Source organism: Bradyrhizobium forestalis (genome assembly GCF_002795245.1).
GTDB lineage: Bacteria > Pseudomonadota > Alphaproteobacteria > Rhizobiales > Xanthobacteraceae > Bradyrhizobium > Bradyrhizobium forestalis.
Genome location: NZ_PGVG01000009.1, coordinates 82,501 through 101,501, shown reverse-complemented (window position 1 = coordinate 101,501; position 19,001 = coordinate 82,501). Strand labels below are relative to the sequence as shown.

Sequence of the window (19,001 nt, the reverse complement as noted above, 5' to 3'; positions counted from 1 at the left end):
GTCTGACTTGATTGTTGAAGAGCTTGGGCTGTTGAAGGACGTTCCGGTGCGGATCGGCATAATTCGTAAGGCCGTCACCGCTGCGATCAATGTCCTGATTAGGCAGTCGGGGCGGCGAAAGCAAAGAGAAATGACGGCCCTTTCGGCGGGCGGCGCGAGAGGCGAATTGGCTCGATCCGGGCCGCGACTTGACGAAAACCGCCCCAGACGGTAGCTTTTGCCCGTTCCGTGGTCATTTGAGCCGGCCGGCTTGCAGCCACGTTAAAAAACTCGCTAAACAGGCCGGGGACGCTTCCGATCCCGGCCGAACCTATCGTTCAGGCCGGGTTTTTCATGGCCTGATGTCAGCGGCGCGGTCTAGCAGCCAGTCGCAAACGAGGTCGATGTCAGAGATGGGTAGCGTCAAGTCGATACCGAGTCCTGCGATCAGCGCCGACGAACGGTCGCACGAGGTGGATCATCCAAGCTCGCAGGTCGCGCATTTCGGCACCGAGCAGCCGCTGCGGCTCGATTGCGGCGTCGATCTCTCCCCGTTCCAGATCGCCTACCAGACCTATGGCGAGCTCAACGCCGATCGCTCCAACGCCGTGCTGATCTGCCATGCGCTGACCGGCGACCAGCATGTCGCCAATGTGCATCCCGTCACCGGCAAGCCCGGCTGGTGGGAGACGCTGGTCGGCCCCGGCCGACCCATCGATCCCAAGCACTACTTCATCATCTGCTCCAACGTGATCGGCGGCTGCATGGGCTCGACCGGGCCGGCGTCGATCAATCCCGCCACCGGCAAGGTCTGGGGCCTGGATTTCCCTGTCATCACCATCCCCGACATGGTCCGCGCGCAGGCGATGCTGATCGACCGGCTCGGCATCGACACGCTGTTTGCCGTCGTCGGCGGCTCGATGGGCGGCATGCAGGTGCTGCAATGGACCGCGGCCTATCCTGCCCGCGTCTACTCCGCGCTGGCGATCGCCTGCGCGACGCGGCACTCGGCGCAGAACATCGCCTTCCACGAGCTCGGCCGCCAGGCCGTCATGGCCGACCCCGACTGGCACGGCGGCGGCTATGCCGACCGCGGCATCCATCCGCATCGCGGCCTCGCGGTGGCGCGGATGGCGGCGCACATCACCTATCTCTCGGACGCGGCGCTGCATCGCAAGTTCGGACGGCGCATGCAGGACCGCGAGCTGCCGACCTTCTCGTTCGACGCCGACTTCCAGGTCGAATCCTATCTGCGCTACCAGGGCTCGTCCTTCGTCGAGCGCTTCGACGCCAACGCCTATCTCTACCTGACCCGCGCGATGGATTATTTCGACATCGCCGCCGATCATGGCGGCGTGCTGGCGAAGGCGTTCGCCGGCATCCAGACCCGCTTCTGCGTGGTCTCCTTCACCAGCGACTGGCTGTTCCCGACCTCGGAATCGCGCGCGCTGGTGCACGCGCTGAACGCCTCGAGCGCCCGGGTGTCGTTCGCCGAGATCGAGACCGATCGCGGTCACGACGCCTTCCTGCTCGACGTGCCCGAATTCTTCGACATCTCCCGCGCCTTCCTGCAATCGGCAGGCAAGGCCCGCGGGCTCACCCTCAAGGACCGCTAGCGATGTCTGTCCAGGAAGTGCTGCCCTTGAACGGCGTTGCGACCGCGCGGTCCGGTCAGTTTCGCGCCGACCATCTGCTGGTCGCCGAGATGGTCAAGCCGGGTTCGAAGGTGCTCGACGTCGGCTGCGGCGAGGGTGATCTGCTTCAGCTCTTGGAGACTCGCGGCATCGACGGCCGCGGCATCGAATTGTCGCGCGAGGGTGTCAACCGCTGCGTCGCCAAGGGCCTTGCGGTGGTGCAGGGCGATGCCGATACCGATCTCGTCAACTATCCCGACGACGCCTTCGACTACGTGATCCTGTCGCAGACGCTGCAGGCGACGCGGCAGCCGAAGCTCGTGCTGGAGAACCTGCTGCGCATCGGCCGCCGGGCCATCGTGTCGTTCCCGAATTTCGGGTTCTGGAAGATGCGGCTCCAGCTCCTGATCGGCGGCCACATGCCGCGCACGGAGAATCTGCCGGCGACCTGGTACGACACCGCCAACATCCATTTCTGCACCATCAAGGACTTCGTGCAGCTCTGCGACGAGATCAACGTCAAGATGGAGCGCTCGGTCGCGCTCGATCTCTACGGCCGCCCGGTGCCGCTGAACCTGCCGTGGTGGGTGTGGAACATGTTCGGCGAGCAGGCGGTGTTCTTGCTGAGCCGGGGCGGGGGGAAGTAGTTTCTCGTCATTCGAGAGTTGAGCGAGCCCCATCGACACGCTCAACTGTCATCGTCCGGCTTGACCGGGCGATCCAGTACGCCGAGACGGGAGTAATTAAACGATAGGCCGCGGCGTACTGGATTCCCCGCTTTCGCGGGGAATGACAGCGGAGCTTGGTGCGAGAGCTCAGCCTAACTCACCGCCAGCGACCGCGGATCGCGCACCGGCCAGCGTCCCGCTTCCACCAGTGTCACGAACCGCTCCACGCTCTCGTTGAACAGCGCGGGCTCTTCCAGGTTGAGCACGTGGCCCGACTTCGGAAACATCGCGAGCCCCGCGGCGGGCAGATGCTTCTTCAGGAACAGGCTCGGTCCGACGCAGGGATCGTCCTCGTCGCCGCAGATGATCAGCGCCGGCGTCGCCACGTTCCGGATCGCATCCGTCATGGTGTAGATCGAGGGACGGCCGCCCTGGAAACCGCGCATCGTGTTCGCCGAACCCCTGGCATCGTGCCGCGCCAGTGCAGCGTAGAAATCGGCATGACCGCGCGGATCTTTCACCAGGAAGGGAATCCGGCTCGGCGCCTCGCGCGTGACCTTCGCGACTTCGACGGAGCCTGATGTCTCGAACTGCTCGGCATTGGCGCGGCACTGCTTGCGCCAATTCTCGAGATTTTCGATCTCCGAGCCGGAGCCGACGCCGGCGAGCGTCATCGACAGCGCGCGCTGCGGCGCGTTGAGCCCGATCTGAAGCGAGGAATACGCGCCCATCGACAGCCCGACGAGATGTGCGCGCTCGATGCCGAGATGATCGAGCACCGCAAGCGCATCGGTGTAGAAGTGCGTGTAGGTGTAGACCTCGCCGTCAGGCACGTCCGACGGCGTGTAGCCGCGCGCCGAATAGGTGATGCAGCGATGGCCGCGCGAGAAGTAGCGCATCTGCGGCTCCCAATTGGTGTAGTCGGCCGCGAACTCGTGCAGAAAAAGTATCGGCGTTCCCTGGCCCGCCTCTTCGAAGTAGATGCGAACGTCGTCCCTGGTCGTGGCGTGGGGCATTAACCGTTTCCCTCTGTTCAAGCCGCGTTTGCAGGATTGCAGTTAACGCAGTTGTCCGCAATGCGGCAGCATCAGGCCAGTCCCGATACAAAATCATCGCAGCCATTCGCAGGCGTGGCGTCTTTTTCTCGCCACATCCGGAAGCTTTACGGCCCGGCGGATGTCGGCCACCGCACCGGGCCGACGGGAAGTGGGGTGTAACGAAGGATGAAGAATGGTTGAGTTGTTTGCGTACCGCCTGTCGCGTTGTGTTGTCGCGCTGGCGTTTTTCTTCGCGGCGGTCGCCGCGTTCGTTTCTCCGGCCTCGGCCCGGCCACATCATCGTCATAGCGCGGAGCGGCACGCTTACGTGCACCATGCCAGGCATCACCACCACCGCCATCATGCACGCAGCTCGCGCTTCGAGCGCAGCGCGGCGCAATTGCAGGCGAGCGGCTTCGCCGAGACGCAGGCCAGCTACAATCCGAACGCCGACAGCGGCGGCATGGGCCATGACAGCATGGCTGCGAGCGGCGGCGTCGGTGGCGGATCGGGCCTCGTGTCCGAGGCCCGCCGCTATCTCGGCGGCAATCCGACCGGGCGCGGCAGCCTGTGGTGTGCGCGCTTCATGAACATGGTGCTCGAGCACTCCGGCCATCGTGGCACCGGCTCGGACATGGCGAGCTCGTTCGCGCGCTACGGCACGCGTGTCTCGGGTCCGCAGGTCGGCGCCATCGCGGTGATGTCGCGCGGCCGCCGCGGCGGCCATGTCGGCATCATCACCGGCATCGATGCGCAGGGCAATCCGATCATGATCTCCGGTAACAACGGCAACCGCGTTCGCGAGGCGCCGGTCTCGCGCGGGAAGATCTATGCGTATGTGATGCCGAATTGACGGAGTGAAGGTGGCGTAGGGTGGGTTAGCTAGCGGTCGCGCGCAGCGCGGTCCGCTGGCGTAACCCGCCTCTTCGGTCTCCGCGGTGACAGAAGTGGTGGGTTACGCCTCACGGTCTGCGCTTCGCGCAACCGCGTGGCTAACCCACCCTACGGCAGCGGTGCCAGCTCAGACCAGCTTCGGCTCTTCCACCGCCACGGCATCGCCAATGCCGACGTCACCGTCGGCGACCACCTCGGCGTAGATGCCGCAGTCCATGTGGCCGAGGTGGCGCGAGAGCGTGGGCGGGATTTCGAGATCGCGCTTGGCGGTTTCCGGATCGACATTGGTGGCCGGGCAGCGGACGATGCGCTTGACCACCTTCAGGCGAGCCTGACCGATCGCGAGCGTCTGGCCGACGAGATCGAGCTCCGACCAGGCCGGCCAGCCCTTGGCGTAAAGATTGGCGCGAAAGCGGAGAGGATGGACGGCGACGCCGCCGAGCATGGTCTCGATGGCGCGGACGCTGTTGATGTTGATGATCGAGACGACCTTGCGGGCGACGTCGGAGAAGCTGTGGTCGCGGCCGGACAGAACCTTTGGCGGGCCCTTCAGCTCGGGCTGAAAGTTCTCGCTGAAATAGGCCTCGATGGCGGCGCGCCCGGCAGCGGTCTCGAGATCGCCGCTGGCGACGATTTGGCCGTCCTTGCGGATCGTCAACACATTGGTGGCGTCGTCGAACCGGCTGTCGAGCTCCGCCAGCCGCTCATTGCGCGCCAGCATCAGAAACTGGATTTTCGGCTTCCATTCGGGCGCATCAGGGTCGAACCCGCTCGGGCCGTTCTCGATGGCATAGCGGCGGTCGGGCGGCAGGGTCTGGCCGACCCGCAAAGGGACGCGCGACAGGCGGTCCGGCGTCAGGCCCTTGATCGGGTAGCGGTAGAGGCCGGTGATCTCGGCGGTGTGGCTGGCTGTCATGCCGCTACTTAAGGGATTCGGCCCGCCCCCGCCAAGCCCGCCCATGTGCGCACGAAATTGTGAAGTCGCCTCTTTCGCATCCGTAACCCGCTTCCCACATCTGCCTGAGGCCGGCGGCAACGTCGGCAAAAGACGGCCGTTTGCCGCTTGAGAAACCTCAATGCGGTAAGCGGAAACCCAATGAAGATGCCGTATTGGGGTGCCTGAGAGGGCCCCAAGGGCAGGCCGAGGGACAGAAAAGATGAATATCGAGAAGTATACCGAACGCTCCAGGGGCTTCATCCAGTCGGCGCAGTCGCTCGCGATGCGCGAGGGGCACCAGCAGTTTTCCACCCTGCACGTCCTGAAAGTCCTCCTGGACGACAATGAGGGGCTCGCCGCCGGTCTGATCGACCGTGCCGGCGGTCATTCCCGTGCAATTCTCAAAGCGACCGAGGACGCCCTGAACAAGGTGCCGAAGGTCTCCGGCGGCGGTGCCGGGCAGATCTATCTCGCGCCTGAGCTCGCCCGGACTTTCGACGCGGCCGAAAAGGCCGGCGAGAAGGCCGGCGACAGCTTTGTCACCGTCGAGCGGCTGCTGCTCGGGCTTGCGCTGGAGAAGACCAGCGAGGCCGGCACGATCCTCAACAAAGGCGGCGTCACGCCGCAAAACCTCAACGCGGCCATCGAGGCGCTGCGCAAGGGCCGCACCGCGGATTCCGCGACGGCCGAGAACGCCTATGACGCGCTGAAGAAATATGCCCGCGACCTGACCCAGGCGGCGCGCGACGGCAAGCTTGACCCGGTCATCGGCCGCGACGAGGAGATCCGCCGCACCATCCAGGTGCTGTCGCGCCGGACCAAGAACAATCCCGTCCTGATCGGCGAGCCCGGCGTCGGCAAGACCGCCATCGCGGAAGGGCTCGCGCTGCGCATCGTCAATGGCGACGTGCCGGAGAGCCTGAAGGACAAGAAGCTGCTCGCGCTTGACCTCGGTGCGCTGATCGCCGGCGCAAAATACCGCGGCGAGTTCGAGGAGCGGCTGAAGGCCGTGCTCCAGGAGGTCACCGGAAGCGAGGGCACCTTCATCCTGTTCATCGACGAGATGCACACGCTGATCGGCGCCGGCAAGGGCGACGGCGCGATGGACGCCTCCAACCTGCTCAAGCCGGCGCTCGCCCGCGGCGAGCTGCACTGCATCGGCGCGACCACGCTCGACGAGTATCAGAAGCACGTCGAGAAGGACGCCGCGCTGGCGCGGCGCTTCCAGCCGATCTTCGTCAGCGAGCCCTCGGTCGAGGACACCATCTCGATCCTGCGTGGCCTGAAGGACAAGTACGAGCAGCATCACGGCGTGCGGATCACCGATTCTGCGCTCGTGGCCTCCGCGACGCTCTCCAACCGCTACATCACCGACCGCTTCCTGCCCGACAAGGCGATCGACCTGATGGACGAGGCCGCGGCGCGGCTGAAGATGCAGGTCGATTCCAAGCCGGAAGAGCTGGATTCGCTCGACCGCGAGATCATCCGGCTCAAGATCGAGCAGGAGGCGCTCAAGAAGGAAAGCGATGTCGGCTCCAAGTCCAGGCTCCAGACGCTGGAGAAGGATCTTGCCGAGCTCGAGGAGAAGTCGGCGGCGCTGACGGCGCGCTGGAGCGCGGAGAAGAGCAAGCTCTCGGATGCCCAGAAGCTGAAGGCCGAGCTCGACGGCCTGCGTGTCGAGCTCGCCAACGCGCAGCGGCGCGGCGAATTCCAGAAGGCCGGCGAGCTGGCCTATGGCCGGATCCCGGAGCTCGAGAAGAAGCTCGCCGACATCGAGGCCAAGGATAACACAACGCAGAACGCCGGCGAGATGATGGAGGAGGCGGTCACCGCCAACCACATCGCGCAGGTGGTCTCGCGCTGGACCGGCGTGCCCGTCGACAAGATGCTGGAAGGCGAGAAGGAGAAGCTCCTGAAGATGGAGGAGCAGCTCGGCAAGCGCGTCGTCGGCCAGGCCGAGGCGGTGCGCGCGGTCGCAACCGCCGTGCGCCGCTCGCGCGCAGGCCTGCAGGACCCGAACCGCCCCACAGGCTCGTTCATGTTCTTAGGGCCGACCGGCGTCGGCAAGACCGAGCTGACCAAGGCTCTCGCCGAGTACCTGTTCAACGACGAGACCGCGATGGTCCGCCTCGATATGTCCGAATACATGGAGAAGCACTCGGTCTCGCGGCTGATCGGCGCGCCTCCGGGCTATGTCGGCTATGACGAGGGCGGCGCGCTTACCGAGGCGGTGCGGCGCCGGCCCTACCAGGTCGTGCTGTTCGACGAGATCGAGAAGGCGCATCCCGACGTCTTCAACGTCCTCTTGCAGGTGCTCGACGACGGCCGCCTGACCGATGGCCAGGGCCGTACCGTCGACTTCCGCAACACGCTGATCATCATGACCTCGAACCTCGGCTCGGAATTCCTGGTGAACCAGCCGGAGGGCGAGGACACCTCGGCCGTGCGCGAGCAGGTGATGGGAATGGTGCGGGGCCACTTCCGCCCCGAATTCCTCAACCGCGTCGACGAGATCATCCTGTTCCACCGCCTGCAGAAGAGCGAGATGGGCCGGATCGTCGAGATCCAGTTCGCGCGGCTCCAGAAGCTCCTGACCGATCGCAAGATCGTGCTGAGCCTCGATGCCGCCGGTCGCGACTGGCTCGCGGCCAAGGGCTGGGATCCCGCCTACGGCGCACGGCCCTTGAAGCGGGTGATCCAGCGCTACCTCCAGGATCCGCTCGCCGAGATGATCCTGGCCGGCGACGTCAGGGACGGCGACACGGTTGCGATCTCGTCCGAAGGCAACGTGCTGACCTTCAACGGCAAGGCGCCTCAGACCGCGGAGATCGCCCAGTTCGAGGCGCCGGTGGCGAAGCGGAAGTTGAACTGAGGGTCGGCGCTTGCCGCCGGAAACGACAAGCCGCCCCGGAGAGATCACCCTCTTCGGGGCGTTTTGTTTTGTCGGCTGGCTCGCAAGCTAACCAACCGAGTGCGATGCGGAGCCAGGATCGCCTTGCTCGTCGTCGTCTTCATCGAGCTCAGAAAGGATGTCCACGAGCTCACGCACGCGGCCTTGCGCCAGCGGCCGCAGATCGTTGATCATGGGCTCGTCATTGGCGAGCCAGGCCTGGGCTTCGGCAAGTTCGTCAACTGTCGCGCCGGTGCCGATGATCTTGGCAATCGTGACGTCGTCTGCTCCGGAGAGCACCTTCGTGACGTCATCTCGTGAGAGGCGTCGCATGGTTCTCCTCCTGCGCTTCGTGGTTCGGAATATTCATCGGTCCGGTCAATCGAGAAACCCGGCGAACAGTTCCCTCTGAACGACGGTCAATACGCGATGCGACCGCACGGGATGCGTGACAGCGCTACTGTCCCTTTCGCCGCGGCGCTGGCGAGCCCTTGGGCTCAGATTGCGATGGCGGAAGCAAGTACAACTGCAGGGCGATCGCCAGGCGACACGCTGAGGCCGTGTTGTCAAAATGGTACACGCACTCCGAATTGGACCAGAGGCTGTCAAATTGATCTTGAACAACCCGCCGTGGCTGCGCAAGCTTGAGAACCAGCAGGGGGGCCTGTGGTGCGTATTTTATTGGTTGCTTTTTTAAGCGTTGCTTTGCTGCTCAACAATGGTTGTGCCATCTACGAGATGGAGACGACCAATCGAGGCGGCTACATCGACTATGTCCTCGACAAGCACTGGTTGAAGGCAGACTCAAAGTCGATGCGCGCGCTGCGCGCGTTTGCGATGCAGGTCTCGCTGGCGAGGCTCGCTTCAGTGTCGGCCAAGAACGAATCGGACCGGCAGTTGCTTGCCATTCGCATTGGTGCGCTGACGAAGCGATTCATGCCGATCTATCTCTGCGCCTTCAACGAAAACCCGCTTGCAGTCGAAGGCGCCGAGCACGACCCCTGCTTCTATTACGACAGCGCGATGGTCGATTATTCCACGGGCTTGTTCGATCTCGCGATGATCGCGCTGCCTATCGAGGACGCGAAGCGGTTGGTGACCGTGGCCACAGGAAGCGCGGTCAACCCCATCAATCTCATCGATTTGCTCGACGCGCTGCTGCAGATCGGAAAGGACGCCATCAAGTACGGCCGTGTCGTGGGCGCGCTCTACCGGGATACGGTGGAGCTCGAGGTGCAAGTCTGGCTTACGACGCCTGCCATCGACAACAGGGATTTGTCCTATCGCGTCACGGTCACCGACGTTCAGTCGCTCTATGACGTCTATGCGCGCGGGAACGACAATATGCCGGCCTGGATCGCCGAGATGGCGGCACTCAGGGCGCGTGGACTCGAACCGATCCCGCAGCGGAAGTTCTTCTTCCAGCTTGCCGGCCTCATGAACTACATCTGCGATTTGATTACTGTCGATCCGAGAGCGAACAATTCCGACACGTGCAAGGCGAATCTGCCGAAGACAGCGATAGCCCCTGTGGCGGCGCTGGGATCGGCCGGATCGCTGCGGATCGGAGATGTCATCAGGGCCAACACGCTGGTGCGGTCGGCGGACGCTGCTGACAAGGGAAAGGGCGGAAGGTCGGTCGGCGAAGCTCTCAAGGATGCCGACAAGATGTTCGCGGACTACTCGGTCAAGGAGTATCCAATCTCGGTCGTCCGGCAGCTTCAGAACGCGCTCTGTGTCCCGACATCGGAGGTAGGGAAAGTCGGAGAGACAACGAAGGCGCACATTCTGATCTTCGAAAGCACCAATATGGTGCAGGCGTCCGACAACAATCTCGTCAGAAAGGATGGTCTGCTCGACGTCAACGAGCGTGACGTCTTGCGCAAATCTGCGGAATGCCCGCGCACCAAGGCTTTGAATTTCTATGAGCGGGGAAGGTTCGGGGACGGCAACGATGCCGCCACTCGGAAGACTCTCGATGAGACGATTATCCCACGGTTGAACAGCATCGCAATCACGGGCCTTGAGGATTTGCCGGCTGGAGCGACGCTGCCTCTCGTGCGTACAAGGATCAAGCTTGTGCGAGGGGCGATGCTGCAAGACACCACCCTTGCGAAAGACATGATTCAGCTTCCTGCTTCGATGTCAGATCAATGGACGCCGGATTTAGCGCAGCTGTTGAAGAGGAAGTGACCCCGATCCGAGCGGCATATATCCAGATTCGCGGAGAGCGGCATGCTATACAGGATAAAGGCAGCAGAGACAGAGTTGCGGGCTTCTGCGTCCGACACGGCGGCCAGCAACGGAACGCTGTTTGAAGGCGAGGACATTGGCGAAGGAATCGAGACCGCGGATCGGCTGTGGCTCAAGGTCGATTTCGGCCCATTACCTAGCCAGAAGGGCTTCGTGCTGGCGGCGGACTGTCAGGACCAGGCTGGCGAGCCCCGCCGGCAGGTGCCGCGCGAGTCTTTCGTGCATGCGTGTGTCACCACAGAGTTGCGCTTCAACGACGATGCTGCGATCAAGCCCTGGCCGGTTTTGGCAGATTTTTTGGTCGCCCGGGCAATCATCGAAACGGGGATCGGTAACGCACAACCGATCATCCCGGGTTCGGACGGCGTCGGTCCACTGCAAGTCTCGCGCAAGGAATGGGCCGCTTTCGTTGCAAACGGTGGCGCGTTGGTCAGGCACGCGACTGAGGTGGACCGGCAGGATCCTATTCGGCAGATCGATGCGGCCGCGTATCGTATGCACGACGATACTGCGAAACTGAGCAAAATTCGCACACCGGAGGGATCGAACGATCCGTTTGTGCCGCAATTCCTGGATGTCTTCTTTGCTTATCTTACGGACAGTCCGGAAGCTGCGCTTGCGTTGCGAGATGCCATGGTAACGCTCGAGAATCGGACCGAACCGGTAACGAAGTTTCTGCATGGTCCTCTGACTGACGATCAGATTTCCTTCGTGCACAACGCACGCACCCGCTTCTTCGGGTCGCAAAGCAGTCCAAAAACGTTGAACGAGGTCGTTACCGGGGTGGGGGATATACTCGACAAGGCATTGAAGCAGGCGTTCGACGACATCAAGCGGTTCATCCCCGAGGCTGTTCCTGTTACGAGCGTGCCCGAACTTGGAGGTGCCGGCGCGACTTTCGTCGAGAAGGCGCCCATTATCATGCGGGCGCTGATGGCAGACTTCGGATTCAAGGATTTTCAAGCAGCAGCCATCCTGGGCAATATCGGCCAGGAATGCGGCGGCTTCACGCTGTTTCAGGAGCGTCATCCAATCTCCGGACGGGGCGGCATTGGCTGGTGCCAGTGGACCGCCGACCGGCGTGTCAATTACGAGAACTTTTGCAGAGACAATCAACTCGATCCACAGTCGGACAAGGCCAATTACAGCTTCATGAAGCACGAGATGACGAATACTTCGGAAAGGGGAGTCGTGGCGCGCCTTCAGGCAACGACGGAGATCAACGCCGCGACCGAACTCTTCATGAGGGTTTACGAGCGGCCCGGCATCCCAGCTCTAGAGAAGCGCCAGACTTGGGCGCAGCGGGCACTGAGCGCCTTCAAAGGCATCGGAACGCTGGGAACCGATGCTCAAACGCTGCAACAGCAAATCAATGCTGGCAGGATCATCTTCGATTCTGCAACGCTCAAGAATGAATTGCTCGGGCTCAACACCGGCACCAAGGTATCGCCTAAATTGCAGGCGCTGGTGCTGAAAATATCCCAGCTTGTGCCGGTCATTCGCATCAGTTCCCTCGTTCGATCCGGCACAGGCAGCCACCATACCGAGGGGCGGGCCGTCGACATTGGCAACGAAGAGATTGCAGGAGGCTTGCTGCCTCTGATCGCGACGGCGGATCAGGTTGTCCAGCTCGGAATCGACGAGTTGATCTTCGACGCCGCGATTCTCCATGAAGCCGATCGCAACAAGTTCAATTTCGATCAGGGAGCGAAACACAATTTCAACGAGTCAACGTTGAACCAGCATGGAAATCATATCCATTTTGCCGTTCTGGCGTGATTGCTGCTCGACAGAGATGGCAATGCACGGGTAGTGGCCCAGAGGTGTCGATTTTCACATCACTGTGGAATAGGCTCGCTGCGTTCGAGGGCGAGCGGTGAAATGCATTGGGTCAGGGACATCAGGATATTGCTGGTCGCGACAGCGCTGCTGTCGGCGATGATTGCTCCGCTGTCGGCGAGTGCGGCTGACGGCAGGTGCCTAGTTGTGGTGAAAGGGCGCACCTACCTCAAGGGCATGTGCGAAATCGACGTGCAGGCAGGAGGAAGTTTCACGGTGGGTGTCAGCGACCAAGCACGGTCGAAGCACTTCGCATATGTGGCGCTTGATGCCGAGACGGGAAAGGCCCGCGGGTTCTGGAATGGTGCCGCAGCCGAGGATCGGGCCCATGAGGGGCTCGGCGAATTGAAGAGACGCGGCGCCTGCTGGTCCAACGCTCGCGCAAGGATTTGTGCCTGGAAAAGGAAATAGCAGTTTGGTCAGAGCCGCAGCGAGTTCTGCCATTGCTTGCGGAGTGTGCCATCGAGCGGACACTTGGAAGTGCTGATATTTGGACGCGACTCGCACCCCTACTTCCTCACCACCTTGTAGATCGCATTCTCGACGTCCGAGCTGAAGTAAATCGCGCCCGTTGCCCCGACCGCGACGCCCGTCGGAATATGCGTCGGCAGGCCGCCCGGTGCACCCGTGAGGCCGATCGGGAGATTGGCGGCGATCTCGGTGATCTTGCCGCTCTCCGGTGCGATCTCGATCAGCCGCTTGGCGCCGACCTCCGCCACGATTAACTGGCCGTCGCGGCCTCGCGCGATGCCTTCCGGCATTTGCAGCTCCTTGGCGACCACGGTCTTTTCGCCATTGCTGTCGATCCTGGAGACGAGACCGGCAAAGGCCTCGGTGACGTAGACCTCGTCGCCGGCCCCGCGGACGAGTCCCATCGGTCCCTCGAGGGCGCCGGTCAGCGTGGTGCGATCCTTGCCATGCTCACCGCTCACCTTGATCAGTGACTTGGTGCCGAGCTCGGCCACCAGGATGCTGCCGTCCGCGAGCACGACCGCGTCATGCGGCGCCTTGAAGTCGTGCAGCATGTCACGCGTCGCGCCGGTCTTGCCGTCGATCACCTGCACGGTGCCGGTGAACCAGCTCGACAGGACCACGTCGTTGCCCTTCGCCGTCGCGCTCATCGGATATTCGAGCGTGACGCCGGCGGCGTGCATGCGCGCCTTCTCGGTGACCTCGCCGGTCGCCCCGTCCACCGTGCGATAGGCGAACACGTCGGCGACGTGGATCGTGTCCTTGCCGTTCTCCGAGGTGACGCCGATGCCGCCGGGCAGCGCAAGCTTGCCGATGATGATCTGCTTGGCCTGGCCCGTCGCGGGGTCGACCTCCTGGATGCCGTTGTCGGCCATGTTGGAGACGTAGATGCGGTCCTTGTCGTCGATGGCGAGATTGTCCAGGGATGGCTTCAGTTGCGCAACCATGGTCTTGGTGCCCGAGATGGGATCGACCCGGACGAGCTGGCCGAGCGCGGTGTCGACCACAAAGAGATTGCCCTTGGAATCGAAGTTCACGGCGGCCGGGACCTTGAAGCCGTCGGCGACGACGGTCAGCTCGGCCTTGTCAACGTCGACCCTGGCGACCTGGCCCTTGAACCAGAGCGGACCATAGAGCTTGTCGTCGGGACCGAACTCGAAGCCGTTGAGGCCACCCATCTTCTCCATGATCTGGCGGGGCGGTTTGACGCCCTCGACATCGATCTCATAGAGCGCATCGCCGAGGAAGACGGTGGTGGCGTAGAGCCTGCCGTCCTTGCGGAAGGCGAGCGAGTTGATGCCGGGAAGGCCGCTCGCAAGCTTCTTGATCGGGCCGTCGCCCTTGCGCGCATAGAGGTCGCCGGCGAGGAATCCGGTCCAGGCCATGGTGCCGTCGGGCGCAAACGCGATGTCGTCCGCCATCCCGACCGGAGCCGGGATTGCAACCTTGGCGGTACCAGCCGCGAGGTCGACCTCATAGAGCGCCGCGCCCGCCACGCTGCCGGCAAACAGATGGCCGGCCTTGTCGAGACCAAGCCCGTGCACACCATGGAATGCCGAGCCGGGGACCAGTCGCGTCACCTCCCAGGTTTCTGCCGATGCGCTCGTGACGGCGAAAATCGCAGCGACGGCGGCTGCGCAGGCGAGCCTGGTGCCCATGACGTGACCTCCCGATCTTTTGGAAAGTATTTGCCCGTCATGCGGCTTTGGCAAACAAAACTTGGCGTTGTGCCGGCAAGGTGGCGTGCCTTGCGGCACCTCGTCGATATGATGGCTCGCGCCCGATTGGTGCGGGCGGGGCTTTGCCTGCTACCGGCTCGTCGTCAGCCGCGGCGGGTTCTGGGACATCATCCAGATCTCAACCGCAGCAAGCAGGGCGACCAGAATGCCGACCGCGACGTGAACGGTCATTGCCGTCTTGGCGCCCTGGAACCCGAGCACCCAAGGCGCAATGAGCGTCCACAGGCCGACGATCAGGTTGAGCCACTCCTCCCACACCGCGAAGGCTGCGAGTGCCGCGATGGCCAGGATCGCAATCACGATGCCCGCGACATACGCGTTCTGAGAGGCCGGTCCGGCATCGAAACCGAAAATCCAGGGCGAGAAGAACAGGAATGCGCCGAGGATCAGGTTCGCGACGTCGCACCATTTTGCGTTCGTCCAGGTGTCCATGACATTCCTCCGTGAACTCCGCCCCCTCACGCAACTACAACCGGGCCACTCCCCAGCGTGTTCCCTGCGGTTCCACCGAAATTGATGAAGGGAGGAGGCGCGCCCAGCCGCGCCACAAGCTCGGCCCCGACCGATTTACCGGTTGGTGACCTGCAGCGGGCCGCCGGTCGCATCCGACATGCGGGCGATGGCGCCGCCACGGCCGCTCATCATGCCGTCGAGTCGGTCGCGCTCCTTCTCGAAGCTTGCCAGCATCGGGCCCTCCAGCGAACGGCCGCGCGGCAGCTTCACGCGCATCGGGTCGACGAAGCGGCCGTTGACTAGGATTTCGTAATGGACGTGGGGGCCGGTCGACAGGCCGGAGGAGCCGACGAAGCCGATCACCTGGCCCTGCCGCACCTTCTTGCCGACCTCCATGCCCTTGGCGAAGGCCGACATGTGGCCGTAGGCGGTCTCGTAGCCGTTGGCGTGCTTGATGCGGATGTACTTGCCGTAGCCGCCCTCGGGGCCGGCCTTCTCGATCACGCCGTTGCCGGAGGCGAAGATCGGCGTGCCGTAGGCGGTGGACCAGTCGACGCCGGTATGCATCTTCACGTAGCCCAGGATCGGGTGGCGGCGGCCGCCGAAGCCGGAGCGCATGATGGCGTTGTTGACGGGCTTTCTGACCAGGAACTTCTTCGCGCTCTTGCCGGTCTCGTCGTAGTAGTCGACGAGGCCGTCGTCGGGGCTCTGGTAGCGATAGTATTTCTTGGTCTCGCCGCCGACGGTGAGCGAGGCGAACAGCACCTCGTTCTTCTCGCTCGACGTCACGCCCTCGTCCTCGCCGGCGTAGAACACGTCGAAGGAATCTCCGGGCTGCACCTTGCGCTGGAAATCGACGTCGTAGGAGTAGATCTTGATCATGTCCTCGATGACCGGCATCGGCACCTTGTTGCGCATCGCGGTCTCGTAGATGCTCTGGTAGAGCCGCACGCCGGAGCCGTCGTCATCATCGTCGTCGTCGCTGCTGGCGCTCGCCGCGGTGTCGGCGACGGTGTTCATGCTGGAGACGTCGACCGCGACGTATTTGCCGAGGTCGGACAGTGCCGCGATCGCTTCCACCATGGTGTCGTTGGCGACGACGACGCGGTAGGGTTGCAGGCGGGCGCCGGGGCTCGCGGGCGCCATCAGGATGCGGAGCTTCTCGCCTTCCTTGAGGCCGCCGTCGCGGCCGCGCGGCCCGAGCGTTGCGGTGATCGCCTTGATCTCGTCGGCGCTCGCGCCGAGATCGCGCAGCACCGAGGCGACGCTGTCGCCCTTCTTGACCATGTGGACGCGTTCGCCGTTGGGATTGCCGCCGGTGATCTGCTCCTTGGTCTTGGGCAGCAGCGTGACGTTTTCCGGCACCACGCGCGTCTCGAAACCGGCATAGGGATCGGACGAGGACGCTTCGGTGGCGTAGGCCATCTTGATGTCGGACGGGCCGGTCGCGCCGGAGACGTCGGCTGCGGCATTGGCGAGCGAGGCGTAGCGCACGCCGCCATTGCCGCGCCAGTTGGCGGCATCGCGGACCCGCATCAGGATGTCGTCGAGCGCCACCACCGCGGAAATCTTGGCCTTCGGCAGCACCGGCGACAGGTCCTTGGTGACGAAGGACACTTCCGCGTCGGGCTCCACCGCCTCGGGATTGTTGGGATCGTCGGACGCCGTCTTCGGATCGGAACCGACGTCGGTGAGCAGGCGCTGGGCGTTGAATGGCGGGATCTTCGCCGACAAATCGCTCGTCGTCATCGACAAATTGCCTGCGATCCGGACGAACGGACGCACCCGCATCACGTCACGGTTGCCGACGCGGGCGACCGTCGAAACGCGCATGACGTTGCGCGAGGCCGTGGATTCGCTCGGCGGCGGCAGGCGGTCGCTCTTGTGCAGCGTGGCGGCGCGATCGGCGGCGCCGAATGCACCACGCAGCGCGCCTTCGACCCGCTCCGGCACCTTGGCGAAGGTCATTTCGCCGTCGAGCGATGCGAAAACGGCGCCGCCGATCAGGGCTGCGCCGCAGAGTCCGGTCAAGATTGTTCCGCTGAACCATTGCACCGAGACGCGGCGGCGGTCGATCACGGCGGCTTCCGAACCATCGACGGACAGCGGCGGCTCGTGGCCGAGATCGATGATCCCGGTCTCACGCCCGTAAGTGCCGCGTGACGTCCTGTGGTTCAACCCAAGTCCCCCAACTCAACGACCCAAGAAAGCCCGCTTCGAACCTTGTCTCTGGTCCCCTCTTGAAGGGGGATCGCCGGAAAAGGCAAGCCGTACGGCTGTCCGCGCTCAGAAAGCCCTGGAACAGGGCCGGCGGAAATTACGAACAGCTGGACGGGTAAAGCTCTCTCGATGTCTTTCGAATGCCGAAGGAAGGTCGCGTCATTTGCAAGATCGCCTTCCACTGACCCATGAAAATCGCCGGCAGCCCCCACAGGCATTCCCGCGATTCAAGCTCGTCTCTTATCAGAACGCCGCGGGATTGTGGCTCAAGTACGGCGCCAAATATGGAAAAAACTTCCTGAAGGGGGCGGCGCGAGGGGCGTCCCCGGCAGGGCGCCGCAAGCCGCCTCAGGAGCCCCTCCGGAGCCCTCCGGGCCTCAAACTTTTTTTCAGTTTTTTCCTCGGGCAAGCTCGGTTCGCGCGCTCCGTGCCACTCTAACCTCCTGTAAACGCGTATTTTTTTCCGATGATCCACTGTGCGACGATTTGTTGACGATGGGCGTTGACAGCCCGGAAGGTGGGGCCTATAACCCCAACCACTGAGCGCGGCGCCGCCGGGTCACTGACCAAGGCGAGCGAACGCGCCACTGATGCTCCTCAACTCGTTGAGTGACACAACAATCGACGCCAGTCGGTTGGAGTCATTCATCGTCGGTAAGGGTGTCGGAACCCTTCCACCTTGGAAGGTTGGGACCTCTCCGGTTCCGGGCTGTTTGACAAGTGAAGATGAAGAAAGAGAAACGTGGACGGCGGAGTCCTTGCGGGTCTCGCTTCTGAAAAGCCTCGGCTTTTCTGATCGAGACCGGACGAAAGACTTCGGCGGTACACGTTTTAAAGGAAACACCATCGTTGCCAGCGATGTGAATCGCAGGCAGCTCGGCGGCTTCGGTCGTCGGAAAAATGGTGGGACCTCGTCAAACGTTGTGATCAGCCGGTTCAAAGTTCAAGTCCAACTTGAGAGTTTGATCCTGGCTCAGAGCGAACGCTGGCGGCAGGCTTAACACATGCAAGTCGAGCGGGCGTAGCAATACGTCAGCGGCAGACGGGTGAGTAACGCGTGGGAACGTACCTTTTGGTTCGGAACAACACAGGGAAACTTGTGCTAATACCGGATAAGCCCTTACGGGGAAAGATTTATCGCCGAAAGATCGGCCCGCGTCTGATTAGCTAGTTGGTGAGGTAATGGCTCACCAAGGCGACGATCAGTAGCTGGTCTGAGAGGATGATCAGCCACATTGGGACTGAGACACGGCCCAAACTCCTACGGGAGGCAGCAGTGGGGAATATTGGACAATGGGGGCAACCCTGATCCAGCCATGCCGCGTGAGTGATGAAGGCCCTAGGGTTGTAAAGCTCTTTTGTGCGGGAAGATAATGACGGTACCGCAAGAATAAGCCCCGGCTAACTTCGTGCCAGCAGCCGCGGTAATACGAAGGGGGCTAGCGTTGCTCGGAATCACTGGGCGTAAAGGGTGCGTAGGCGGGTCTTTAAGTCAGGGGTGAAATCCTGGAGCTCAACTCCAGAACTGCCTTTGATACTGAAGATCTTGAGTCCGGGAGAGGTGAGTGGAACTGCGAGTGTAGAGGTGAAATTCGTAGATATTCGCAAGAACACCAGTGGCGAAGGCGGCTCACTGGCCCGGTACTGACGCTGAGGCACGAAAGCGTGGGGAGCAAACAGGATTAGATACCCTGGTAGTCCACGCCGTAAACGATGAATGCCAGCCGTTAGTGGGTTTACTCACTAGTGGCGCAGCTAACGCTTTAAGCATTCCGCCTGGGGAGTACGGTCGCAAGATTAAAACTCAAAGGAATTGACGGGGGCCCGCACAAGCGGTGGAGCATGTGGTTTAATTCGACGCAACGCGCAGAACCTTACCAGCCCTTGACATGTCCAGGACCGGTCGCAGAGATGTGACCTTCTCTTCGGAGCCTGGAGCACAGGTGCTGCATGGCTGTCGTCAGCTCGTGTCGTGAGATGTTGGGTT

At 62.8% G+C, this 19,001-nt stretch carries 13 protein-coding genes, 1 rRNA gene and 1 riboswitch (1 of these 15 running past the window's edge); of the genes, 8 read left to right on the top strand and 6 right to left on the bottom strand.

Features of this window, described 5'->3' with window-relative positions; genetic code table 11:
- The first annotated feature begins 218 nt into the window (after positions 1-218).
- Positions 219-298: riboswitch (SAM riboswitch) on the top strand.
- A 94-nt stretch (positions 299-392) separates the two neighbouring features.
- The gene (gene metX, locus CVM73_RS13385) at positions 393-1,595 is read left to right on the top strand and encodes a homoserine O-acetyltransferase MetX (RefSeq protein ID WP_100232448.1); all 1,203 of its coding nucleotides are present in this window, start codon (positions 393-395) and stop codon (positions 1,593-1,595) included.
- Between the two features lie 2 nt (positions 1,596-1,597).
- Positions 1,598-2,260, top strand: a complete 663-nt coding sequence (gene metW, locus CVM73_RS13380) for a methionine biosynthesis protein MetW (RefSeq protein WP_100232447.1) — start codon at positions 1,598-1,600, stop codon at positions 2,258-2,260.
- Positions 2,261-2,433: 173 nt separating this feature from the next.
- On the opposite strand, the gene CVM73_RS13375 is transcribed toward metW, so the two are convergent.
- Positions 2,434-3,297 (bottom strand): alpha/beta fold hydrolase, encoded by an 864-nt coding sequence (locus CVM73_RS13375; protein ID WP_100232446.1) that lies wholly within the window; start codon positions 3,295-3,297, stop codon positions 2,434-2,436.
- A gap of 214 nt (positions 3,298-3,511) precedes the next feature.
- On the opposite strand from CVM73_RS13375, the gene CVM73_RS13370 reads away from it, so the two are divergent.
- Complete coding sequence (locus CVM73_RS13370) at positions 3,512-4,171, top strand: TIGR02594 family protein (RefSeq protein WP_100232445.1); 660 nt, start codon at positions 3,512-3,514, stop codon at positions 4,169-4,171.
- Positions 4,172-4,339: 168 nt separating this feature from the next.
- Here the strand turns inward: CVM73_RS13370 and CVM73_RS13365 are convergent, their stop codons facing one another.
- On the bottom strand, positions 4,340-5,128 hold the full coding sequence (locus CVM73_RS13365; protein ID WP_100232444.1) for an MOSC domain-containing protein: 789 nt from the start codon (positions 5,126-5,128) through the stop codon (positions 4,340-4,342).
- Between the two features lie 241 nt (positions 5,129-5,369).
- Here CVM73_RS13365 and clpB point away from each other — a divergent pair, with 241 nt between their 5' ends.
- Entirely contained in the window at positions 5,370-8,021 is a 2,652-nt protein-coding gene (clpB, locus tag CVM73_RS13360; protein WP_100232443.1) for an ATP-dependent chaperone ClpB, read from the top strand.
- An 87-nt stretch (positions 8,022-8,108) separates the two neighbouring features.
- On the opposite strand, the gene CVM73_RS13355 is transcribed toward clpB, so the two are convergent.
- Positions 8,109-8,372, bottom strand: a complete 264-nt coding sequence (locus CVM73_RS13355) for a hypothetical protein (RefSeq protein WP_100232442.1) — start codon at positions 8,370-8,372, stop codon at positions 8,109-8,111.
- A 336-nt stretch (positions 8,373-8,708) separates the two neighbouring features.
- Here CVM73_RS13355 and CVM73_RS13350 point away from each other — a divergent pair, with 336 nt between their 5' ends.
- From CVM73_RS13350 to CVM73_RS13340, 3 genes are all read left to right on the top strand, one after another.
- Positions 8,709-10,232 carry a hypothetical protein gene (locus CVM73_RS13350; protein WP_146006593.1) on the top strand — a complete coding sequence of 508 codons (1,524 nt, stop codon included), beginning with the start codon at positions 8,709-8,711 and terminating at the stop codon, positions 10,230-10,232.
- Between the two features lie 42 nt (positions 10,233-10,274).
- Positions 10,275-12,071, top strand: coding sequence for a phage tail tip lysozyme (locus tag CVM73_RS13345; RefSeq protein WP_100232440.1), 1,797 nt, complete (start codon positions 10,275-10,277; stop codon positions 12,069-12,071).
- A gap of 102 nt (positions 12,072-12,173) precedes the next feature.
- On the top strand, positions 12,174-12,542 hold the full coding sequence (locus CVM73_RS13340; protein WP_100232439.1) for an RNA-binding protein: 369 nt from the start codon (positions 12,174-12,176) through the stop codon (positions 12,540-12,542).
- 98 nt (positions 12,543-12,640) lie between these two features.
- On the opposite strand, the gene CVM73_RS13335 is transcribed toward CVM73_RS13340, so the two are convergent.
- From CVM73_RS13335 to CVM73_RS13325, 3 genes are all read right to left on the bottom strand, one after another.
- Positions 12,641-14,260 carry an NHL repeat-containing protein gene (locus CVM73_RS13335; protein WP_100232438.1) on the bottom strand — a complete coding sequence of 540 codons (1,620 nt, stop codon included), beginning with the start codon at positions 14,258-14,260 and terminating at the stop codon, positions 12,641-12,643.
- Positions 14,261-14,410: 150 nt separating this feature from the next.
- Positions 14,411-14,773: an SPW repeat protein gene (locus tag CVM73_RS13330; protein WP_100232437.1), complete on the bottom strand. Its 363-nt coding sequence runs from the start codon at positions 14,771-14,773 to the stop codon at positions 14,411-14,413.
- A gap of 135 nt (positions 14,774-14,908) precedes the next feature.
- On the bottom strand, positions 14,909-16,972 hold the full coding sequence (locus tag CVM73_RS13325) for a M23 family metallopeptidase (RefSeq protein WP_100232436.1): 2,064 nt from the start codon (positions 16,970-16,972) through the stop codon (positions 14,909-14,911).
- Positions 16,973-17,964: 992 nt separating this feature from the next.
- On the opposite strand from CVM73_RS13325, the gene CVM73_RS13320 reads away from it, so the two are divergent.
- A 16S ribosomal RNA gene (locus CVM73_RS13320) occupies positions 17,965-19,001 on the top strand; it runs 452 nt beyond the window's last position.